Here is a 17,615-nt window from a genome sequence, read left to right as displayed (position 1 = left end):
TTGACGCCTTCGGATACAGTCTTCGTACAGCGGTCGGACCTTCGCACGCCGGGGTCGCCGTTGAGCAGCAACACAATTTCACAAGCTCATCCAGAGGGACTGAGGGAACGGCCCGTTGACGTCCCGGCAACCTTCTCGCTCGGCTGTCGTCGACAGGCCCCGGCGGGACAGGTGCCAATTCCGGCCTGTGGCGCGACCGCGCCGCGGGGAAGATGAGGAGAGAGGCCTCCGCCATCATGGCTATCGACCTTGCCGCACCTGTTTCCGTCGACCTGGGCCCGGCCACCGCGCTGTCCTGTCGGGAGTGCGGAACGCGTTTCCCCCTCGGCCCCAGCTTCGCGTGCCTGGAGTGCTTCGGCCCGCTGGAGATCGCCTACGAGTTCGGCGGCGAGGACGCCGAGGAGCTGCGCAAGCGGATCGAGGCCGGTCCGGCGTCCGTCTGGCGTTACGCCCCGCTGCTGCCGGTGCCGGCCGACGTGGCGTCCAAGCCCAACCTGAACCCGGGGTGGACCCCGCTGGTGAAGGCGGACAACCTGGGCCGGGAGCTCGGCTTCACCGCCCAGCTGCACATCAAGGACGACTCCGGGAACCCGACGCACTCCTTCAAGGACCGGGTGGTGGCCTGCGCGATCGAGGCGGCCCGGGCGTTCGGGTACACCACGCTGTCCTGCTCCTCGACCGGCAACCTGGCCGGTGCGGTGGGTGCGGCGGCCGCTCGCGCCGGGTTCCGCTCCTGCGTGTTCATCCCGCACGACCTGGAGCAGGGCAAGGTCGTCATGGCCGGGGTGTACGGCGGCGAGCTGGTCGGCATCGAGGGCAACTACGACGACGTGAACCGCTTCTGCTCGGAGCTGATCGGCGACGCGGCCGGTGAGGGCTGGGGCTTCGTCAACGTCAACCTGCGCCCCTACTACGGCGAGGGCTCCAAGACGCTGGCGTACGAGATCTGCGAGCAGCTCGGCTGGCGGCTGCCGGAGCAGATCGTGATCCCGATCGCCTCGGGCTCGCAGCTGACGAAGATCGACAAGGGGCTGCAGGAGCTGATCAAGCTCGGCCTGGTCGAGGACCGGCCGTACCGGATCTTCGGCGCCCAGGCCGAGGGGTGCTCGCCGGTGTCGGCCGCCTTCAAGGCCGGGCGGGACGTGATCAGGCCGGTCAAGCCGAACACCATCGCCAAGTCGCTGGCGATCGGCAACCCGGCCGACGGGCCGTACGTGCTGGACATCGCGCGGCGGACCGGTGGTGCGGTGGAGGATGTGACGGACGCCGAGGTCGTGGCGGCGATCCGGCTGCTGGCGCGGACCGAGGGCATCTTCGCCGAGACCGCGGGCGGGGTGACCGTCGGCGTGCTGAAGAAGCTGGTCGAGACCGGGCAGCTGGACCCGGCCAAGGAGACCGTCGCGATCAACACCGGCGACGGCCTGAAGACCCTGGACGCCGTCTCCGACGCGGGCATGACCGCCGTCATCCGCCCGACGCTGGAGTCCTTCCGCGCCGCCGGCCTCGCGTCCGCCTGACCACCTCCACCCCGCAAGGCCCCGCCCCCCCGCAAGGCCCCACCCCGCAAGGAGAGCCATGAGCGCCACCGTCCGCATCCCCACCATCCTGCGCACCTACACCGACGGCGCCGCCGAGGTCACCGCCGAGGGCGCCACCCTGGCCGAGGTCATCGCCGACCTGGAGAAGAACCACGCGGGCATCTCCGCCCGCATCCTGGACGACACCGGCAAGCTGCGCCGCTTCGTGAACGTCTACGTGAACGACGACGACGTGCGCTTCGCCGAGGGCCTGGCGACCGAGATCAAGGACGGCGCCGGCGTCTCGATCATCCCGGCGGTGGCCGGCGGCTGCTGACCCGCCGCGGCCCCGTTTCCGGCCGCCCGCCCGTACGGAATTCCGCTCTCCGTACGGGCGGGCGGCCGCGTGAATTTCGGCGGGAATATTTCCCGGTCGAGTCGGAGTAGAGTGTGGCTCGGCTGGGAACAGGGCCTCCCTTTCGGCCTTCCGCGGTGTTCCACCGGAGGGCGTCCGGCCGGTGAGACCGGCGCGGGAAACATGTCAGGCCGATGTCAGAATTCGCGCGGGCATTTGAGTAATTCGTCCGCTATGTCCGGCGTGAAATGCGGAGATTTTCCCGGTTCACCCTGTCCTGTCCCTTGACAGTGCAGCGGAATTCCCGGCGGCTGACCCTGTTGCAGAGGGCTTCGGTCCGGATACATTCAGCGGCGGTCGACGCAATCAGCCGCCCACCGGAAGCCGTTCGGCATCCCGTGCGGGGGATTGCGGCGTGCACGGCTGCGCTCAGGGGGGGTTCCCCGGGCCGGCCTACACAACCAACCCGGGCCCGTGACCTGCGGGCGCGTGAAGGGCCAGCACAGCACTAGGGGAGTTCGGAATGGCTCAGGGCACCGTCAAGTGGTTCAACGCGGAGAAGGGCTACGGCTTCATCGCGGTCGACGGTGGTGCGGACGTCTTCGTCCACTACAGCGCGATCCAGATGGACGGCTACCGCACCCTCGAGGAGGGCCAGCGGGTCGAGTTCGAGATCTCCCAGGGACAGAAGGGCCCGCAGGCGGACATGGTCCGCGCCGCGGGCTGACGCCTTCCGACCCCAGGAGCTCGGCGCGGCCCTACGGCTGGTGACCTCTCGCTTCTCGGCGGGCCCGTACGACACGCGTCGTGCGGGCCCGTCGGCGTTCCCCGGCGGGGGCCGTGTGGCGGGGTGGTCGGCGGGCCGCCTGGTGGGCCGGGTGCGGGCTCCGCGGCGGCTCGCGGATCGGTGATTGGGCTTGCACTCGACCACCGTGAGTGCTAATCATTGGCGTTAGCACTCACAGCGTGAGAGTGACAGCGGACCGGGTCGGTGAGGCCCCCGGGAGCGGTAGGGGAAAAGACCCCCGCACACCAGGGCCGTCCGTCGCGGGCACCCCTTGGTCCGAGCAGTCGACCGTGTCCCGGAGGACCACTTCTGATGGCCAAGATCATCGCCTTTGATGAGGAAGCTCGCCGCGGCCTTGAGCGTGGCATGAACCAGCTCGCCGACGCAGTGAAGGTCACGCTCGGCCCCAAGGGCCGCAACGTCGTGCTGGAGAAGAAGTGGGGCGCCCCCACGATCACCAACGACGGTGTCTCCATCGCCAAGGAGATCGAGCTCGAAGACCCCTACGAGAAGATCGGCGCGGAGCTCGTCAAGGAGGTCGCCAAGAAGACCGACGACGTCGCGGGTGACGGCACCACCACCGCCACCGTGCTGGCCCAGGCCCTGGTTCGCGAGGGTCTGCGCAACGTCGCCGCCGGCGCCAACCCGATGGCCCTGAAGCGCGGCATCGAGAAGGCCGTCGCCGCCGTCTCCGACCAGCTGCTGGCCCAGGCCAAGGACGTGGAGACCAAGGAGCAGATCGCCTCCACCGCCTCCATCTCGGCCGCCGACACCCAGATCGGCGAGCTGATCGCCGAGGCCATGGACAAGGTCGGCAAGGAAGGCGTCATCACCGTCGAGGAGAGCAACACCTTCGGTCTGGAGCTGGAGCTCACCGAGGGCATGCGCTTCGACAAGGGCTACATCTCGGCCTACTTCGCCACCGACCTGGAGCGGATGGAGGCGACCTTCGAGGACCCGTACATCCTCATCGCCAACTCCAAGATCGGCTCGGTCAAGGACCTGCTCCCGCTGCTGGAGAAGGTCATGCAGAGCGGCAAGCCGCTCGTCATCATCGCCGAGGACGTCGAGGGCGAGGCCCTGTCGACCCTGGTCGTGAACAAGATCCGCGGCACCTTCAAGTCCGTCGCCGTCAAGGCCCCGGGCTTCGGCGACCGCCGCAAGGCCATGCTCGGCGACATCGCCATCCTCACCGGTGGCACCGTGATCTCCGAGGAGGTCGGCCTCAAGCTGGAGAACGCCGGCATCGACCTGCTGGGCACCGCCCGCAAGGTGGTCATCACCAAGGACGAGACCACCATCGTCGACGGTGGCGGCGACAGCGAGCAGGTCGCGGGCCGCGTGAACCAGATCCGCGCCGAGATCGAGAACAGCGACTCGGACTACGACCGCGAGAAGCTCCAGGAGCGCCTCGCCAAGCTGGCCGGCGGCGTGGCCGTCATCAAGGCCGGCGCGGCCACCGAGGTGGAGCTCAAGGAGCGCAAGCACCGCATCGAGGACGCCGTCCGCAACGCCAAGGCCGCCGTCGAGGAGGGCATCGTCGCCGGTGGTGGCGTCGCGCTGCTGCAGGCCGGTGTCGCCTTCGACAAGCTGGAGCTGGAGGGCGACGAGGCCACCGGTGCCAACATCGTCAAGGTCGCGCTGGAGGCCCCGATCAAGCAGATCGCGACCAACGCCGGCCTGGAGGGTGGCGTCGTGGTGGAGAAGGTGCGCAACCTCCCCGCCGGTCACGGCCTGAACGCCGCCACCAACGAGTACGTCGACCTGGTCGCCGAGGGCATCATCGACCCGGCCAAGGTCACCCGCTCCGCGCTGCAGAACGCCGCCTCCATCGCGGCGCTGTTCCTCACCACCGAGGCCGTCATCGCCGACAAGCCGGAGAAGGCCGCCGCGGCCGCCGGCGGCGGCATGCCGGGCGGTGACATGGACTTCTGATCCTGATCGGTCTACCGGTCGGATCGGCTGATCCTCGTCCGTGTGGGCGGTTCCCTTCGGGGGGCCGCCCACGCGGCGTTGTGCCGGACAATGGGGGGATGGCTTCCGACGACATCGAGACCGCCCTGCACAACGCGCGCGCCCTGATCCTGGCCGACCTCACCGCACGGGACGTGGCCGACGCCGCCGTCGTCTCGCTGGTGGAGCAGGCCGTCACCCACCGCCGGTGGTGGCTGGAGCAGTGGCCGGACGGCACCGAGTACGTGCTCGGACTGGTCGCGCAGGACGTCCAGGACGCGCTGCTGGAGGCGTACGGGCGCTGGCCGCTGTGTACCGTCTGCGCGGCCGACGGGGATCCGCACGCGCTGGGCGTGGAGCCGGAGCTGGGGCCGGAGCCGCACTGGGTGTGCGGCAAGCAGGGCGCGGTGGTGGCGCCGGTCGGCGAGCTGCGCTAGAGACTTTCGAGTTCGGTCGTCAGGTTGGTGCGGGCGGCGGCGGTGAAGCGCTCGCGGGCGGCGGGGGTGCGGTAGAGCGCCGGGAGCGCCAGGAGCCGGCGCAGCACGGCGGCCCGGCCCGCGCGGAAGTCCGGCTCCGGGACGAAGCCGTACTCCTCCCGGACGGCGGCCGCGTACGCCGCGTACGCCCCGGGGGTGCCGCCGAGGACGGCGAGGTCCGCGTCGCAGAGCACCTCGCCGTCGCGGTCGCCCGGCGCCGGGTCGTGGGCGACGGTGAGCAGCACCAGCCGCTCGACCTCGGCGGTGCGGGCGGCGGGCAGGCCGGCGGCGGTCAGGGCGCGGACGGCCAGGGCGGCGCTGCGTTCTTCGTTCTCGCTGCGGTCGGGGCGGTAGACGGCGTCGTGGAACCAGGCGGCGAGGCGGACGGTGTCCGGGTCGGCGGCGTGCCCGGCGAGGTCGTCGACGTGGCGCAGGACCGCGCGCAGGTGCTCGGGGGTGTGGTAGCGGCGCTGCGGCTCGGACCAGCGGCGCAGCAGCTCGCGGCCGTACGGCCCGGGGTCGGTGGTGGCGCCGCAGCGGTGCAGCAGGGCGGTCCAGGCGGCGAGCAGGTCGTCGGTCGTGGTGGGCGGTGTGTCGGGCATGGTCTCGGGCGTCGTCTCGGGCATGCGGGCCATTGTGGCGGCTCGGCCGGGCGCTGGACCTATAGGTAGGTTGACGATATATGTAGGCGTATGACGGAACGCTCGATGCAGGAGCCCACGCTGCTCCTGCTCACCGCACTGGCCGACGCGCCGAGACACGGCTACGCCCTCATCCAGGAGGTCGCCGCGATCTCCGACGGCCGGGTCAGGATGCGCACCGGCACGCTCTACGGCGCCCTCGACCGGCTGCTCGGCCAGGGCCTGATCGAGGTCGCCGCCGAGGAGGTGGTCGACGGCCGCGCCCGGCGCACCTACGCGCTGACCGACGCCGGCCGGGGCGCGCTGGCCGCCGAGGCCGAGCGGCTGCTGGCCGTCGCCACCGAGGCGGAGCGCCGGCTCTCGAAAGTCCGGTCGATGCTGACGGGGAAGGCGGGGCCGGACAGGCGGCCCGCGACGGGGGGAGGCCTCACATGACCACGCCGACGATCGGAGCGCCCTGGCTGTCGCCCGCGCTGCGGGCCGCGCTCCAGCTCTACCCGGCGCACTACCGCCGCGAGCGCGGCGAGGAGCTGGCGGAGGTCTTCGCCGAGACGACGGCGCAGGCCGGCCGCTGCGCCGTCGCCCGGGAGATCCTCGACCTGGCGCTGTACGGGCTGCGGGTGCGGCTCGGGCTGACCGGCGCCTCGATGCCCGGCCGGGTGCTGGCGATGGCCGCCCCGATGGCCGTCGGCGCCGTGATCGGTGCCGTGCTGGCGCCCTGGGTCGCCGACGCGGACCGGGTGGCCTGGAAGCTCACCTGGGACGACTCGCTGCGCACCTACGTCGGGATCCTGGCCGAGCCGGTCACGGCGATGCTGCTCCTGGTGGCGGCGCTGCTCGGCCGGTGGACGGCGGGACGGGGCCTGTCGCTGGCCCTGGGCGCGATGGGCCTGCTCGAACTGGGGCAGGAGGCCCACCGCTCGTACTTCTCCGTGTGGTGGTCCGGGTACGTCGGGATGGCGACCCTGCCGCTGGCGCTCTGCGCGCTGGTGCTGGCCGGCGCCCCGACCGACCTGCTGCCCCGGGCTACCTGGCGGACCCGGGGGCTGGTCCTGGCCTCGGCGGTGACGGGCGGGCTGCTGGCGGCGGGGCAGCGCTGGGACGACACGACGTTCCCGGTGGACCAGGGGTGGTTCGTGGCGATGCTGGTGGTGCCGGCGCTGCTGGCCTTCACCGCGCTGCGCAGCCGGGTGGCGCCCGCCGCCCTGGGGATCGTGGTGCTGGCGCTGACCGGGCCGGCCAGCCTGTTCAACATCTGGCGGGAGTCCCGGGGGGTCTCGCACCTGCTGCCCACGGTGGTGCCGGTGCTGGTGCTGCTGGCGGTGACGGCCGTGGCGGTGCACCGGGTCGGCCGGGGTGGGGCCGGGCGTGGCGGGGCGGCGCGCGCCGGGGTGGGACGCAGTCCGGTGTGACGCGGGGTGCCCGGAACGGCTGGCTGGTGGCCCCGAACGGCTGGCTGGTGGCGCGGAACGGCGGGGTGGCCGGAACGGTGGTGTGGTCTCGCCGGGTTCGGCGGGATGTGGCAGGCTGTCGAATATGTCTAGACCAATTTTCGAAGTCATCGCGCTGACGCCCCAGGACGCCCAGGCCGCCGAGTCGGGCGGCGCCGACCGGCTCGAACTGGTCACCGACATGGCCGCCGACGGGCTCACCCCGTCCGTCGAGGACTTCGCCCGGATCCGGGCCGCCGTCGGCATCCCGCTGCGCGTCATGCTCCGGATCCGGGACGGCTTCGCCCCCGGCGACCTGGACGAGCTGTGCGCCCGGGCCGCCGCCCTGCGCGCCGAGGGCGCCGAGGAGTTCGTCCTCGGCTTCCTCGACGCCGGCGGCGCCGTCGACCTGGCCGCCACCACGGTCGTCGCCGAGGCGGTGGCCGGCTGCCGCTGGACCTTCCACCGGGCGATCGACCACAGCGCCGACCGGGCCGCCCTGCGGGCCGCCGTCGGTGCCCTGCCCGGGCTGGACACCTTCCTCACCTCCGGCGCGGCCGCCGGGGTGGACGCCGGCCGCGAGGTGCTGTCGGCCGAGCTCGCCCGCGCCGGGGAGCCCGGCTACCGGCAGCGGATCCTGATCGGCGGCGGCCTGCGGGCCGAGCACCTGAAGGAGCTGCGGGCGGACGGCTTCGACGCCTTCCACGTCGGCGGTGCGGTGCGGGCCGGCGGCTGGCAGACGCCGGTGGACGCGGCCAAGGTCGCCGAGTGGCGGGCGCTGATCGACGCCTGAGCGGGTTTGCACGAGGGGCCGGCCGTCACGGGCCGGCCCCTCGAAGCGTGTCAGCGCAGCTGCTCGGGCAGCGGAGCCTCGTGCAGCACGGTCAGGCCGGAGACGGCGCGGGTCAGTGCGACGTACAGCCGCCGCAGGCCGGTCCGTTCGTCCGGCTCGCCGGCGATCACCGCGGCCGGTTCGTCCAGCACCACGTAGTCGTACTCCAGGCCCTTGGCCAGCGAGGCCGGGACGAGGGTGAGCCGGGCCTCGGCGGTGGTCTCGGTGCCGGGGGTGAGGTGCGGCAGGCCGGCCGCGGCCAGCGCCTCGGCGAGCTGCGGGATCCGGGCGTCGGCGGCGATCAGGCCGGTCGAGCCCTCGCGCGCCAGTGCCTCCCGGCAGGCGGCGACCACGGCCTCCGGCAGGCCGCCGTCGGCGATGTGGCGGATCGTCAGCGAGCCGGGCGCCTCGCGGACCGAGCCGGCCGGGGCCAGGCCGGGGGCGATCGCCGGGAGCAGCCGGGAGGCGTACGCGATGACCTCCTCCGGCACCCGGAAGCCCTTGGTCAGCTCCTCGATGTGCGCGTCCGGCTTGCCCAGGTGGTGCAGCGCGTCCGGCCAACTCGCCGTCGCCCACGGGGTGGTGCCCTGGGCGAGGTCGCCGAGGACCGTCGCCGAGCCGGTGGTGCAGCGGCGGCCGACCGCCCGGTACTGCATCGGGGAGAGGTCCTGCGCCTCGTCCAGCACCACGTGCCCGAGCGAGGGCGTGCGCTGCACCAGGTCCGTCGCCTCGTCCACCAGGACGGCGTCGGCCGGCGTCCAGCGGGCGGTCTTCACCGAGCGGCCGGGCTTGGGCCAGAGCACCGCTGCCTGCTCCTCGGGCGTCAGCACGCCCTCGGCGCACTCGGCCAGGAACCCGGGGTCGGAGAGCAGCCGCAGGACCAGCTTCGCCGGGTCCACGGCCGGCCAGCACTCCTTGACCACCGCCTTGACCGCGCTGTTGCGGGCCACTGCGTCCTGCACCCGGTCGTCCGGGGCCTCGCCGCCCTGCTCCATCTTCAGCAGCACGGCGTGCGCGATGCGCTGCGGCAGGGCGTCCCTGGCGGCGCCGTAGCGGATCTCGCGGCCCCTCAACTCCTCGATGATCTCCACCAGTTCGTACACCGGGACGCGCCAGCGGCGGGAGCCGCGGATCACCACGCAGGGCTCGGTGGGCAGCGTGATGCCGGCCTGCACGGCCCGGCGCAGCACCTCGGCCATCCGGGCGTCGCCCTTCAGCCGGGCCGCCTCCGGGTCGTCCTCGCCCCGGACCTCGACGTGCCCGACCAGCTGCTGCACGGTGGCCTGGGCGACGTCCAGCTCGCCGAGGGCCGGGAGCACCTGCTCGATGTACGAGAGGAAGGCGTTGTTCGGCCCGATCACCAGGGTGCCGGTGCGGGCCAGCCGGTCGCGGTGCGCGTACAGCAGGTACGCGACGCGGTGCAGGCCGACGGCCGTCTTCCCGGTGCCCGGGGCCCCCTGGACGCAGATGGTGCCCGTCACGTCGGAGCGGACGATCTCGTCCTGCTCGGGCTGGATGGTGGCCACGATGTCGCGCATCGGGCCGACGCGGGGCTTCTCGATCTCGGCGGCGAGCAGGGCGGAGGCGGTGTCCGTCTCGGCCGGGTCGGTGAGGTGCTCGTCCTCGTAGGCGGTGAGTTCGCCGCCGGTGTAGCCGAAGCGGCGGCGGCGCTCGACGTCCATCGGCTCGGTGCGGCTGGCCCGGTAGAACGGCTGGGAGACCGGCGCGCGCCAGTCGATCACCATCGGGTCGCCGGCGGCGTCGTGGACGTGGCGGCGGCCGATGTAGAAGTTCTCTCCCCCTCCGCCCTCGGACAGGCCCTCCTCGCCCGCCTTCGGGCTGGAGGGGCCCGCCTCGCTGACCGCGTGCAGGTAGTCGAGGCGGCCGAAGAAGAGCGGGGTGTGGGAGAGGTCGGCCAGGGCGGCGATCCTGGCCTCGATCTGGTTCTGCAGGACGACGGCGGACACCCAGGTGCCGGTCACGTCGCGCAGGTCGAGCGACTCGACGTCCTCGCGCATCGCTCGCAGCGCGGCCCGGGACGCGGCCAGGTGCTCGCGTTCGCGCTGGAGGGGGTCGGTGGTGGGGGTGGCGGGCACAGCGAACCTTCCCGGCTGCCCCGGTGGCGGGCGCAGCGGATCGATGGAGCTCACGGTGGGGTACAGCCGACCGGTTGCCGTGCGGTCGGCGCCTCCCCCGGCTGCCTGCGGGACTTCAGCAGGTACCACGGTTCGGGAGGGGGCAGACGGACGATCTTAGACCCGTCCGTCTCCGGGTTCCAGCCCCGCAGGTCTCAGGGGCGTGCGTACACCTGGAGGAGGACGGGTGCCTCGCTGGATGCGGCCTTCGGAGTGATGCCCGCGGCCGTCCGGGTGCCTACCGTTGAAGACATGAGCACCGAAACCCCCACCCCCCGTTCGGGCCCGGCCGGCGCGACCGCCGTCCAGGGCCGCCACCGCAACCCGCTGAGCACCGTGGTGCGCAACGTCGGCATCGTGCTGGACACCGCCGCGCGCGTGATCTTCCTCGGGCGCGACGGTGTCCGGTACTGACCTCCGCTAGAGCACGTCGTCGGCGTCGATGATGCGGTACGCGTAGCCCTGCTCGGCCAGGAAGCGCTGCCGGTGGGCGGCGAAGTCCTGGTCCACGGTGTCCCGGGCGACCACCGAGTAGAAGTGGGCCGCATGGCCGTCCGCCTTGGGGCGCAGCACGCGGCCGAGGCGCTGGGCCTCCTCCTGGCGGGAGCCGAAGGTCCCGGAGACCTGGATGGCCACCGTGGCCTCGGGCAGGTCGATCGAGAAGTTCGCGACCTTGGAGACCACCAGGACGCTGATCTCCTTGTTGCGGAACGCGTCGAAGAGCTTCTCGCGCTGGGCGTTGCTGGTCTCGCCCTTGATCACCGGGGCGTCCAGGACCTCCCCGAGCTCGTCCAGCTGGTCGATGTACTGGCCGATGATCAGCGTCTGGTCCTTCTCGTGCTTCCTGACCAGCGCCTCCACCACCCGCCGCTTGGTCGCCGTGGTGGCGCAGTAGCGGTAGCGCTCCTCCGGCTCGGCGGTCGCGTAGGCGAGCCGCTCGGAGTCGGTCAGGGTGACCCGCACCTCGCAGCAGTCGGCGGGCGCGATGTAGCCCTGCGCCTCGATCTCCTTCCACGGCGCGTCGAAGCGCTTGGGGCCGATCAGGCTGAACACGTCGCCCTCGCGGCCGTCCTCGCGCACCAGCGTGGCGGTCAGGCCGAGCCGGCGGCGGGCCTGCAGGTCGGCGGTGAACTTGAACACCGGGGCCGGCAGCAGGTGCACCTCGTCGTAGACCACCAGGCCCCAGTTGCGGGCGTCGAACAGCTCCAGGTGCGCGTAGACGCCCTTCCGCTTGGTGGTCATCACCTGGTAGGTGGCGATGGTGACCGGGCGGATCTCCTTCCTGGTGCCGCTGTACTCGCCGATCTCGTCCTCGGTGAGCGAGGTGCGCTTGACCAGCTCGTGCTTCCACTGGCGGGCCGAGACGGTGTTGGTGACCAGGATCAGCGTGGTCGACTTGGCGTGCGCCATCGCGGCCGCGCCGACCAGCGTCTTGCCGGCGCCGCAGGGCAGCACCACGACGCCCGAGCCGCCGTGCCAGAAGCCCTCGACGGCCTGTGCCTGGTACGGGCGCAGCTGCCAGCCGTCCTCGTCCAGGTCGATCGGGTGCGCCTCGCCGTCCACGTACCCGGCGAAGTCCTCGGCGGGCCAGCCGAGCTTGAGCAGCACCTGCTTGATCTGCCCGCGCTCGGAGGGGTGCACCACCACGGTGTCCGGGTCGACCCGGGCGCCGACCAGCGGGGCGATCTTCTTGGAGCGCAGCACCTCCTCCAGCACCGGCCGGTCGGTGGTGGTGAGCACCAGCCCGTGCGTCGGGTGCTTGAGCAGCTGGAGCCGGCCGTACCGGCCCATGGTGTCGGCCACGTCCACCAGCAGCGCGTGCGGCACCGGGTAGCGCGAGTACGTCACCAGGGCGTCCACCACCTGCTCGGCGTCGTGCCCGGCCGCCCGCGCGTTCCACAGCCCGAGCGGGGTCACCCGGTACGTGTGCACGTGCTCGGGCGCCCGCTCCAGCTCGGCGAACGGCGCGATGGCGCGGCGGCAGTCGCCGGCCTTGGGGTGGTCGATCTCCAGGAGGAGAGTTTTGTCGCTCTGGACGATGAGCGGTCCGTCGTTCACGCGGGGAAGTCCTCCACTGGCTGACAGGGTGGTCTGACGCAGACCCTCCAGTGTCGCGCATTCCGCGGAGAACCGGGACGGGCTACTTCCACTCGTACAGCTTGCCGGTGGACGTGCCGTCCGGGGCGGCGTCGAACTCGAAGACGCCGACGGCGGAGTCGAGCCGTTCCAGCTGCGGGGCGGCGGTGGAGAAGAAGATCGCACCGCGGTACTTGACGACGCCTCCCTCGGCGAAGTGGCCGATGCCGCTGCCGTGCCAGGTGACGGTCTGGCCGTCGGCGGTCATGTCGACACCCTGGCCCTCGCCGAACAGCGTGCCGTCGGCGCGGAGCTCGGTCTCGTACGTGCCGAAGCCGGAGACCTCGACGCCGAAGTAGGTGGCGGTGCCCGCGAACGACACCTCGACGACCGCGTGTCCGTCACCGGCCGCGATGACCCGTCGGCCGGTGTCCTTGCCGTTGACCTCACCGATCAGTTCACCGAGCATGATGCCTCCTCTGCGGAACCCCCTGTCCTTCCGGACTACGCCGCGTCCCGGGGCGGCGCAACCGCATGCCGGTGACCGGCGGGGGGCCTGGCTCGTTGAGCCGGTCATGAAGAAGTCGAAGCGCGTTCTCACCGCACTCGCCCTGATGGGCACGGCCTTCGCCGCCACCGCCTCCTCGGCCGGTTCCGCCCACGCCCTGGCGGGCATCGGGGAGGGGCCGGGCGGCCTGCTGGCGGCGCCCGGATTCCTGCTCGCGGACACCGTGACCGGCGGTGAACTTCCGGTCGGGCAGGGGGAGATCGGCAGCCTGGCGGACAAGGCGGTCAAGGAGAAGATGAAGGAGTCGCAGGGGCACTGACGCCCTGCGGCCTGCGTTATTCGTCCAGCTCGGCGACGCCGGTGATGCGGTGGAGGGCGAAGGTCCGGAGTTCGTCGGCGTGGTGGTCGAAGGCGGTGACGAAGCCGCCTTCGACCTTGACCGGGTCGATGATGCGCTGGCTGGCGATGCCCTCGGCGTTGAGGTAGCCGATCCACATCCGCTCGCCGAGGAGGACGGCCGTCTGGAGGGCGGCCAGGGTCTCGGCGGCGGCGGTGCGGGGCAGGTGGCGCGGGTCGGGGGTGGGCTCGCGGCGGGTGGCGGTGGCGGCCCGGTCGCCGGCCCGGATGGCCTTGATGGCGGCGGCGAGCAGGGTGTCGTCGGGGGTGGGCGGGCCGTCGGGGACGGGGGTGGGGGCCGTCCGGGGCGGGGTGCGGTGGCTGTCCGGGCGGGTGATCAGCACGTCGCCCTCGGCGGATTCGGCGGCCGGGGCGTAGCCCATCGTGCGCAGCGTGGCGAGCAGGACGTCCGGGGCGGCCTGGGCGGCGAGGACGGTGGGGGCGAGCAGCCGCAGCCGCAGGTCGGCGGAGCGGCGGTCGGCCAGGACCTCGTTCAGCAGCGACGGGTCGTCGCAGCGCAGGTAGGAGGAGGCGGCGCCGACCCGCAGGATGCCGTGCCGGCGGGCGACGTCGTCGATCAGGTAGGTGAGCGGCTGCGGGACGGGCGTACGGCTGTGCTGCTCCAGGAAGGTCCGCAGGTCGGCGGCGGTGCGTCCGGCGTCGAGGGCGCGGCGGACGGAGGCCGGGGTGAAGCGGTAGACGGTGGCGCCGCCCTTGGACTCGATGTCGGCGCAGAGCGCGAGGGCGTGGGCGAGCGGGGTGAGCAGCGGGCCGGGGGCGACGGCGGTGAGGTCCGGCTGGAGGATCACGTGGTCGAGCGGCCGGGGGAGCAGCGGGGCGAGCACCTCGGCCGGGTCGGCCTCGCCGGTGAGCAGGGCGCGGGCGTGGGAGGCGAGGGCGCCGCGGCCGGTGACGCCGAGGAGTTCGGCCTCGTGGAGGGTCCAGGTGGTGAGCTCGTCGCGCAGGTCGCGGCCGTCCGGGCCGGTCGGGCCGCCGCGCAGCGGGCGCTGCCAGCGCAGGGTGGGGAGCAGTTCCTCGGCGGTGGCCGGGGTGCCGGGCGGCAGTTCGGCGAGCAGGGCGAGGGTGGCGCGGCGCACGGACGGGGCGAGGGTGCGGTCGAGTTCGGGGCCGAGCGCGGCGCGCGGCTTGCCCTTGCCGTCCGGGGTGCCGGCGAGGGCGGGGACGCGGGTGGCGGCGAGCCAGGCGGTGGCGAGCACGGACCAGCGTTCGGCGGTGTCCAGCTGGAGCCAGCTGTCGTACCCGGGGGTGGGGGCCCAGCGTTCGTCCACCTCGCCGTCGGGGGCCAGCAGGCCGGCGGTGTAGGCGAGTTCGAGCCAGAAGGCGGCCTGCTGCTCGGTGGTCTCCAGGGCCTGGGCGGCGCGCTTGAGGTCGCGGACGCCGAGGCCGCCGGCGCGCAGGGTGAGCGGCGGGGTGAGGCCCCAGCCGTCCAGCAGCTCCTCGACGGTCTTGACGGCGGTGTGGGCCTGGCCGGCCGCGGCGCCGTCCACAGCCTGTGGATCGCGCGGGGCGGTGGCGGGTACGGGCTCGGGCTGCAGCGGTTCGACGGTGCGGTGGCTGCGGCCGCCGCGCAGGTGCAGGGCGAGTTCGCGGGGCAGGACGACGCTGCCGGGGCTGGTGGGCAGCAGCAGACCGCGGGCGAGCAGCCACTCGACGGGGCTCTGCGCGTCCTCGGCGGTGACCGGGCGGGTGGCGTCCGGGACGGTGCCGGTGGGCGGGCCCCAGACCAGCCGGTCCAGCAGCCGCAGCGCCGGCTCGGGGGCGGTGTCGAGCAGCGCGGCGCAGCGGGCGCGGTCGGTGAGCAGGTCGGTGAGCGCGGCGACGGCGGTGACCGGGTCCGGGGTGGCGGCCTGGCCGGCCGAGGCGAGCAGCTGCTGCAGCCGGGCCGGGGACATGCCGACGGTGGCGTCGGCGAGGGTCGGGCCGAGACCGGTTCGGCCGGGGTTGGCGGCGGTCGGGGCGAGTGCTTCGCGGACCGCGAGGACCAGCCGCAGGCCGTTGTCGGGGCCCCAGAGCAGCGCCCGGTCACGCAGGGTGGCGAGCGCGCGGGGCAGTGCGGAGGCGACGGCGGAGCGGTCGGCCGGGGTCAGCGGGGTGGCGCCGGGGTGCGGCTTGACCTTGGCCGGGCCGGTCAGCAGGGTGCGGACGGTGGCCGCGGAGGTGCCGTCCGGGGCGGTGGCCAGGGCCTCGGCGACCTGCAGGGTGAACCGGTCGAGCCGTTCCAGTGCGCGCAGGGCGGAGGCCCGCGAGGAGAGCCGGGCGGACAGCTGGGTGAGGTCCCCGGGCACGGGGTTCAGCAGGTCGGGGCGGGACCGGAGCAGGGTGGCGAGCGCGTCGTCGGGACGGGCGCGCAGCTCCTCGGCGAGCGTGCGCGGGCCGGTGGCGGACCTGGCCCGGCGTTGGGGGCCCTGCTGTGTGGTCATTCGACCTAGGTTAGTCGGGCGGGCCGACGGTGGGGTGTCCCTCGGGCTGCTCCGACCCGGGCCGATGGACTCGCGTGCGCGGGGGCCGGGTGGGTAGCGTCACGCCGAGGGCGGTTCGGTGGGCGGCCGTCGCACTCTCAGCAGGCGGCGCGGGCGAGGCGGGGTGTCGGTGATGACGGACGGCGAGTGGTGGCGCAAGAGCGGGCCGTGGAGCGAGCGCTCGGCGGGCGCCCGGGAGGGCGGCGCTGCGCCGGGGGACGCCGCAGGGGCTGCGGCATCGGCTCCGGGGCCGGGAGCGGCGGACGCTCCGGCCGTACCCACCGTGGACCCTGACAGCGTGTACGGCCCGTCGGCGCCGGGTGCGGCCGGGATCCCGTCCGTACCGCTGGACCCGCCGGACGCCGTCGCCGCGGGGGAGCGGGACTCGGTGATCCCGCCGCCGATGGTGAGCAGCACGGGGCCGTGGACCATGACCGTGTTCGACTTCTCCGACGGGCCGGAGCCCGCGCCGGGGTCGATCCCCGAGCAGCGGGCGGTGGAGGAGGAGGCGGCCCGGGCGGCCGCACAGGCTGCGGCTCAGGCGGCCGCGCAGCCCGGGGCGGACACGGCGAAGCCGAAGACGTCGATGTGGTCGATCCTGGGGAAGGCCAAGGGGAAGGCCGGGGGCGCGACCGGGGACCAGGCGGGGGGCGGGGCGGCCTCCGCGGCTCCGCCCGGCCCGCCGGTCCCGGCCGCCCCGGCCGGGGGCAGGGCTGCCGCCGCAGGGAAGGGCGGCAAGGGCAAGGGCGCGGGAGGGGACGTCCGCAGACCGTCCCCGCTGATCCTGCTCTCCAGCACGCTGCTGGTCGGCGGCGCCGTCACGGGGTTCTTCCCGGCCATGCTGGCGGGCTGGGGCCTCGGCTACCTCTCCCGCCAACTCTCCGACCTGATGCGCAAGTTCGTGATCCTCGGGATCCCACTGATCACCATGAGCGCGACCACCCTGTACGCCATGCAGCAGGCCAAGCAGGGCGGCGCCGCCCAGGGCGGCGGCGGGGGCGGCGGCGGTCTGCAGTCCGGCAGTCCGCTGGGCCAGATCAGCTGGTCCTCGGCGCCGAACGTGCTGCGGGTGTCGGCGGTGATCTCCGCGGTCGTACTGCTGCTGATCGGCCTGCGCCGCCGCCCGCCTCAGCAGGGCTGAGCCGGGCGGCGGAAGGCTGCCGTGCCGGAGCCGTCGCCCGTTCATGAGTGGATTCCTCCGAGGGGAGCGGCCCGGGACGGGCGTCGTGGGCGACCGCCGAGGTCGCGCGGGAGGAATCCTGTCGGACCGCTGTCGAACTGTCACGCGGGTACCGGACGGGGTGGGCGGATGGTGCGTGACGTCACTTTCGGGCCGGTGCCCGGCCCGAGCCCTCAGGCCCGGGTCGGCGGGGCAGCGGCCCCGGACGCGGCGAAGCCGGCGCAGAGCAGGCGGACGCTCCGGTGGAACTTCTCGTCCTGGCCGATCCGCGGGATCAGCTCGCCCATGACCAGCGGGAAGCGCTCGCGCAGCGCGTGGTACTGCTCCGGGCCGAGCGACGGCGGTGGGGCCGGCTGGTTCTGCTCCTGGAGGACGAACCCGGTGACGTGGCTGAGCAGGGTGTCGGCGGCGATCCCGCAGGACTCGGCGGGTACGGCGGCGTCGAGGAGGGTGCGCAGGAGTCGCTCCATCAGGGAGAGGCCGCCGGGGCTGAGCACGCCGGGGCTCTCGGCGAGGAGCTGGGCGCCGCCGGGGTGCTGTTTGATGCTCAGGCGAAGGGTGGCGGCCTGGGCGTCGACGCGGTCCTGCCAGGTGGCGTCGGCCGGGAGGGCGGCCAGGGCCTCGGTGCCCGCGGCGTAGGCCTGGCGGCAGACCCGGTCGGCCATCAGGGCGAGCAACTCGTCCTTGCCGCGGACGTGGTAGTAGAGGCTGCCGGCATGGGCGTCGAGTCGGTCGGCGACCTGGCGCATGGACAGGTTCTGGTACCCGACCTCGGCGAAGACGGCCATGCCCGCGTCGACGATGCGCTCCTTGGTGAGCTTCATGCGTTTCACCGTACCTGATTTTTCC

The 17,615-nt window shown here is 73.4% G+C and carries 17 protein-coding genes and 1 riboswitch; of the genes, 11 read left to right on the top strand and 6 right to left on the bottom strand.

Annotated features, from left to right (window positions below; genetic code table 11):
* Positions 1-83 precede the first annotated feature (83 nt).
* A riboswitch (SAM riboswitch) is annotated at positions 84-219 on the top strand.
* Between the two features lie 17 nt (positions 220-236).
* The 5 genes from thrC to BX285_RS03770 all read left to right on the top strand — a co-directional run bounded on the left by thrC (position 237) and on the right by BX285_RS03770 (position 5,049).
* Positions 237-1,517, top strand: a complete 1,281-nt coding sequence (gene thrC / locus BX285_RS03790; RefSeq protein WP_097236666.1) for a threonine synthase — start codon at positions 237-239, stop codon at positions 1,515-1,517.
* 58 nt (positions 1,518-1,575) lie between these two features.
* Positions 1,576-1,854 (top strand): MoaD/ThiS family protein, encoded by a 279-nt coding sequence (locus BX285_RS03785; RefSeq protein WP_097236665.1) that lies wholly within the window; start codon positions 1,576-1,578, stop codon positions 1,852-1,854.
* 541 nt (positions 1,855-2,395) lie between these two features.
* Positions 2,396-2,599 carry a cold-shock protein gene (locus BX285_RS03780; RefSeq protein WP_030057071.1) on the top strand — a complete coding sequence of 68 codons (204 nt, stop codon included), beginning with the start codon at positions 2,396-2,398 and terminating at the stop codon, positions 2,597-2,599.
* Between the two features lie 372 nt (positions 2,600-2,971).
* Positions 2,972-4,594, top strand: a complete 1,623-nt coding sequence (gene groL / locus BX285_RS03775) for a chaperonin GroEL (RefSeq protein ID WP_097236664.1) — start codon at positions 2,972-2,974, stop codon at positions 4,592-4,594.
* Between the two features lie 98 nt (positions 4,595-4,692).
* On the top strand, positions 4,693-5,049 hold the full coding sequence (locus BX285_RS03770; protein ID WP_097236663.1) for a hypothetical protein: 357 nt from the start codon (positions 4,693-4,695) through the stop codon (positions 5,047-5,049).
* Here the strand turns inward: BX285_RS03770 and BX285_RS03765 are convergent.
* Complete coding sequence (locus BX285_RS03765) at positions 5,046-5,714, bottom strand: hypothetical protein (RefSeq protein ID WP_257032461.1); 669 nt, start codon at positions 5,712-5,714, stop codon at positions 5,046-5,048. The genes BX285_RS03770 and BX285_RS03765 overlap by 4 nt on opposite strands.
* A 66-nt stretch (positions 5,715-5,780) precedes the next feature.
* Between BX285_RS03765 and BX285_RS03760 the strand changes: the two genes are divergently transcribed.
* From BX285_RS03760 to BX285_RS03750, 3 genes are all read left to right on the top strand, one after another.
* A complete protein-coding gene (locus BX285_RS03760) occupies positions 5,781-6,164 on the top strand; it encodes a PadR family transcriptional regulator (protein ID WP_121174466.1) in 384 nt (127 codons plus the stop codon).
* On the top strand, positions 6,161-7,141 hold the full coding sequence (locus tag BX285_RS03755) for a hypothetical protein (RefSeq protein WP_121174465.1): 981 nt from the start codon (positions 6,161-6,163) through the stop codon (positions 7,139-7,141). The genes BX285_RS03760 and BX285_RS03755 overlap by 4 nt, the downstream gene beginning before the upstream one ends.
* 124 nt (positions 7,142-7,265) lie before the next feature.
* Positions 7,266-7,952, top strand: a complete 687-nt coding sequence (locus BX285_RS03750) for a copper homeostasis protein CutC (RefSeq protein ID WP_097236662.1) — start codon at positions 7,266-7,268, stop codon at positions 7,950-7,952.
* Between the two features lie 50 nt (positions 7,953-8,002).
* On the opposite strand, the gene BX285_RS03745 is transcribed toward BX285_RS03750, so the two are convergent.
* Positions 8,003-10,087, bottom strand: a complete 2,085-nt coding sequence (locus BX285_RS03745; protein WP_259470423.1) for an AAA family ATPase — start codon at positions 10,085-10,087, stop codon at positions 8,003-8,005.
* Between the two features lie 291 nt (positions 10,088-10,378).
* Between BX285_RS03745 and BX285_RS37090 the strand changes: the two genes are divergently transcribed.
* On the top strand, positions 10,379-10,540 hold the full coding sequence (locus tag BX285_RS37090; protein WP_179852790.1) for a hypothetical protein: 162 nt from the start codon (positions 10,379-10,381) through the stop codon (positions 10,538-10,540).
* 6 nt (positions 10,541-10,546) lie between these two features.
* Here BX285_RS37090 and BX285_RS03740 read toward each other — a convergent pair whose 3' ends face one another.
* Complete coding sequence (locus BX285_RS03740) at positions 10,547-12,184, bottom strand: DNA repair helicase XPB (protein WP_097236661.1); 1,638 nt, start codon at positions 12,182-12,184, stop codon at positions 10,547-10,549.
* A gap of 82 nt (positions 12,185-12,266) precedes the next feature.
* Positions 12,267-12,671: a hypothetical protein gene (locus tag BX285_RS03735; protein ID WP_097236660.1), complete on the bottom strand. Its 405-nt coding sequence runs from the start codon at positions 12,669-12,671 to the stop codon at positions 12,267-12,269.
* A gap of 106 nt (positions 12,672-12,777) precedes the next feature.
* On the opposite strand from BX285_RS03735, the gene BX285_RS03730 reads away from it, so the two are divergent.
* On the top strand, positions 12,778-13,029 hold the full coding sequence (locus BX285_RS03730) for a hypothetical protein (protein ID WP_097236659.1): 252 nt from the start codon (positions 12,778-12,780) through the stop codon (positions 13,027-13,029).
* Positions 13,030-13,045: 16 nt separating this feature from the next.
* Here the strand turns inward: BX285_RS03730 and BX285_RS03725 are convergent, their stop codons facing one another.
* Entirely contained in the window at positions 13,046-15,547 is a 2,502-nt protein-coding gene (locus BX285_RS03725) for a helicase C-terminal domain-containing protein (protein WP_121174464.1), read from the bottom strand.
* Between the two features lie 172 nt (positions 15,548-15,719).
* Between BX285_RS03725 and BX285_RS37085 the strand changes: the two genes are divergently transcribed.
* On the top strand, positions 15,720-16,727 hold the full coding sequence (locus BX285_RS37085; protein WP_183106995.1) for a hypothetical protein: 1,008 nt from the start codon (positions 15,720-15,722) through the stop codon (positions 16,725-16,727).
* Positions 16,728-16,939: 212 nt separating this feature from the next.
* Here BX285_RS37085 and BX285_RS03710 read toward each other — a convergent pair whose 3' ends face one another.
* Positions 16,940-17,590, bottom strand: a complete 651-nt coding sequence (locus BX285_RS03710; protein ID WP_121174461.1) for a TetR/AcrR family transcriptional regulator — start codon at positions 17,588-17,590, stop codon at positions 16,940-16,942.
* Positions 17,591-17,615 lie beyond the last annotated feature (25 nt).

The sequence above is a fragment of the Streptomyces sp. 1114.5 genome (assembly GCF_003635085.1).
GTDB lineage: Bacteria > Actinomycetota > Actinomycetes > Streptomycetales > Streptomycetaceae > Kitasatospora.
The sequence above is the reverse complement of the archived record's forward strand: the minus strand, read 5'-3'. Positions and strand labels throughout refer to the sequence as shown.

What these genes read in the sequence shown, in the direction of transcription:
- BX285_RS03730 (WP_097236659.1), top strand. Translation starts at nt 12,778, where the DNA reads ATGAAGAAGTCGAAGCGCGTTCTCACCGCACTCGCCCTGATGGGCACG.
- BX285_RS03785 (WP_097236665.1), top strand. Translation starts at nt 1,576, where the DNA reads ATGAGCGCCACCGTCCGCATCCCCACCATCCTGCGCACCTACACCGAC.
- BX285_RS37090 (WP_179852790.1), top strand. Translation starts at nt 10,379, where the DNA reads ATGAGCACCGAAACCCCCACCCCCCGTTCGGGCCCGGCCGGCGCGACC.
- BX285_RS03780 (WP_030057071.1), top strand. Translation starts at nt 2,396, where the DNA reads ATGGCTCAGGGCACCGTCAAGTGGTTCAACGCGGAGAAGGGCTACGGC.
- BX285_RS03770 (WP_097236663.1), top strand. Translation starts at nt 4,693, where the DNA reads ATGGCTTCCGACGACATCGAGACCGCCCTGCACAACGCGCGCGCCCTG.
- BX285_RS03735 (WP_097236660.1), bottom strand. Translation starts at nt 12,671, where the DNA reads ATGCTCGGTGAACTGATCGGTGAGGTCAACGGCAAGGACACCGGCCGA.
- BX285_RS03760 (WP_121174466.1), top strand. Translation starts at nt 5,781, where the DNA reads ATGACGGAACGCTCGATGCAGGAGCCCACGCTGCTCCTGCTCACCGCA.
- BX285_RS03755 (WP_121174465.1), top strand. Translation starts at nt 6,161, where the DNA reads ATGACCACGCCGACGATCGGAGCGCCCTGGCTGTCGCCCGCGCTGCGG.
- BX285_RS03710 (WP_121174461.1), bottom strand. Translation starts at nt 17,590, where the DNA reads ATGAAGCTCACCAAGGAGCGCATCGTCGACGCGGGCATGGCCGTCTTC.
- BX285_RS03750 (WP_097236662.1), top strand. Translation starts at nt 7,266, where the DNA reads ATGTCTAGACCAATTTTCGAAGTCATCGCGCTGACGCCCCAGGACGCC.
- BX285_RS03725 (WP_121174464.1), bottom strand. Translation starts at nt 15,547, where the DNA reads ATGACCACACAGCAGGGCCCCCAACGCCGGGCCAGGTCCGCCACCGGC.
- groL (WP_097236664.1), top strand. Translation starts at nt 2,972, where the DNA reads ATGGCCAAGATCATCGCCTTTGATGAGGAAGCTCGCCGCGGCCTTGAG.
- BX285_RS03765 (WP_257032461.1), bottom strand. Translation starts at nt 5,714, where the DNA reads ATGCCCGAGACGACGCCCGAGACCATGCCCGACACACCGCCCACCACG.
- thrC (WP_097236666.1), top strand. Translation starts at nt 237, where the DNA reads ATGGCTATCGACCTTGCCGCACCTGTTTCCGTCGACCTGGGCCCGGCC.
- BX285_RS37085 (WP_183106995.1), top strand. Translation starts at nt 15,720, where the DNA reads ATGACGGACGGCGAGTGGTGGCGCAAGAGCGGGCCGTGGAGCGAGCGC.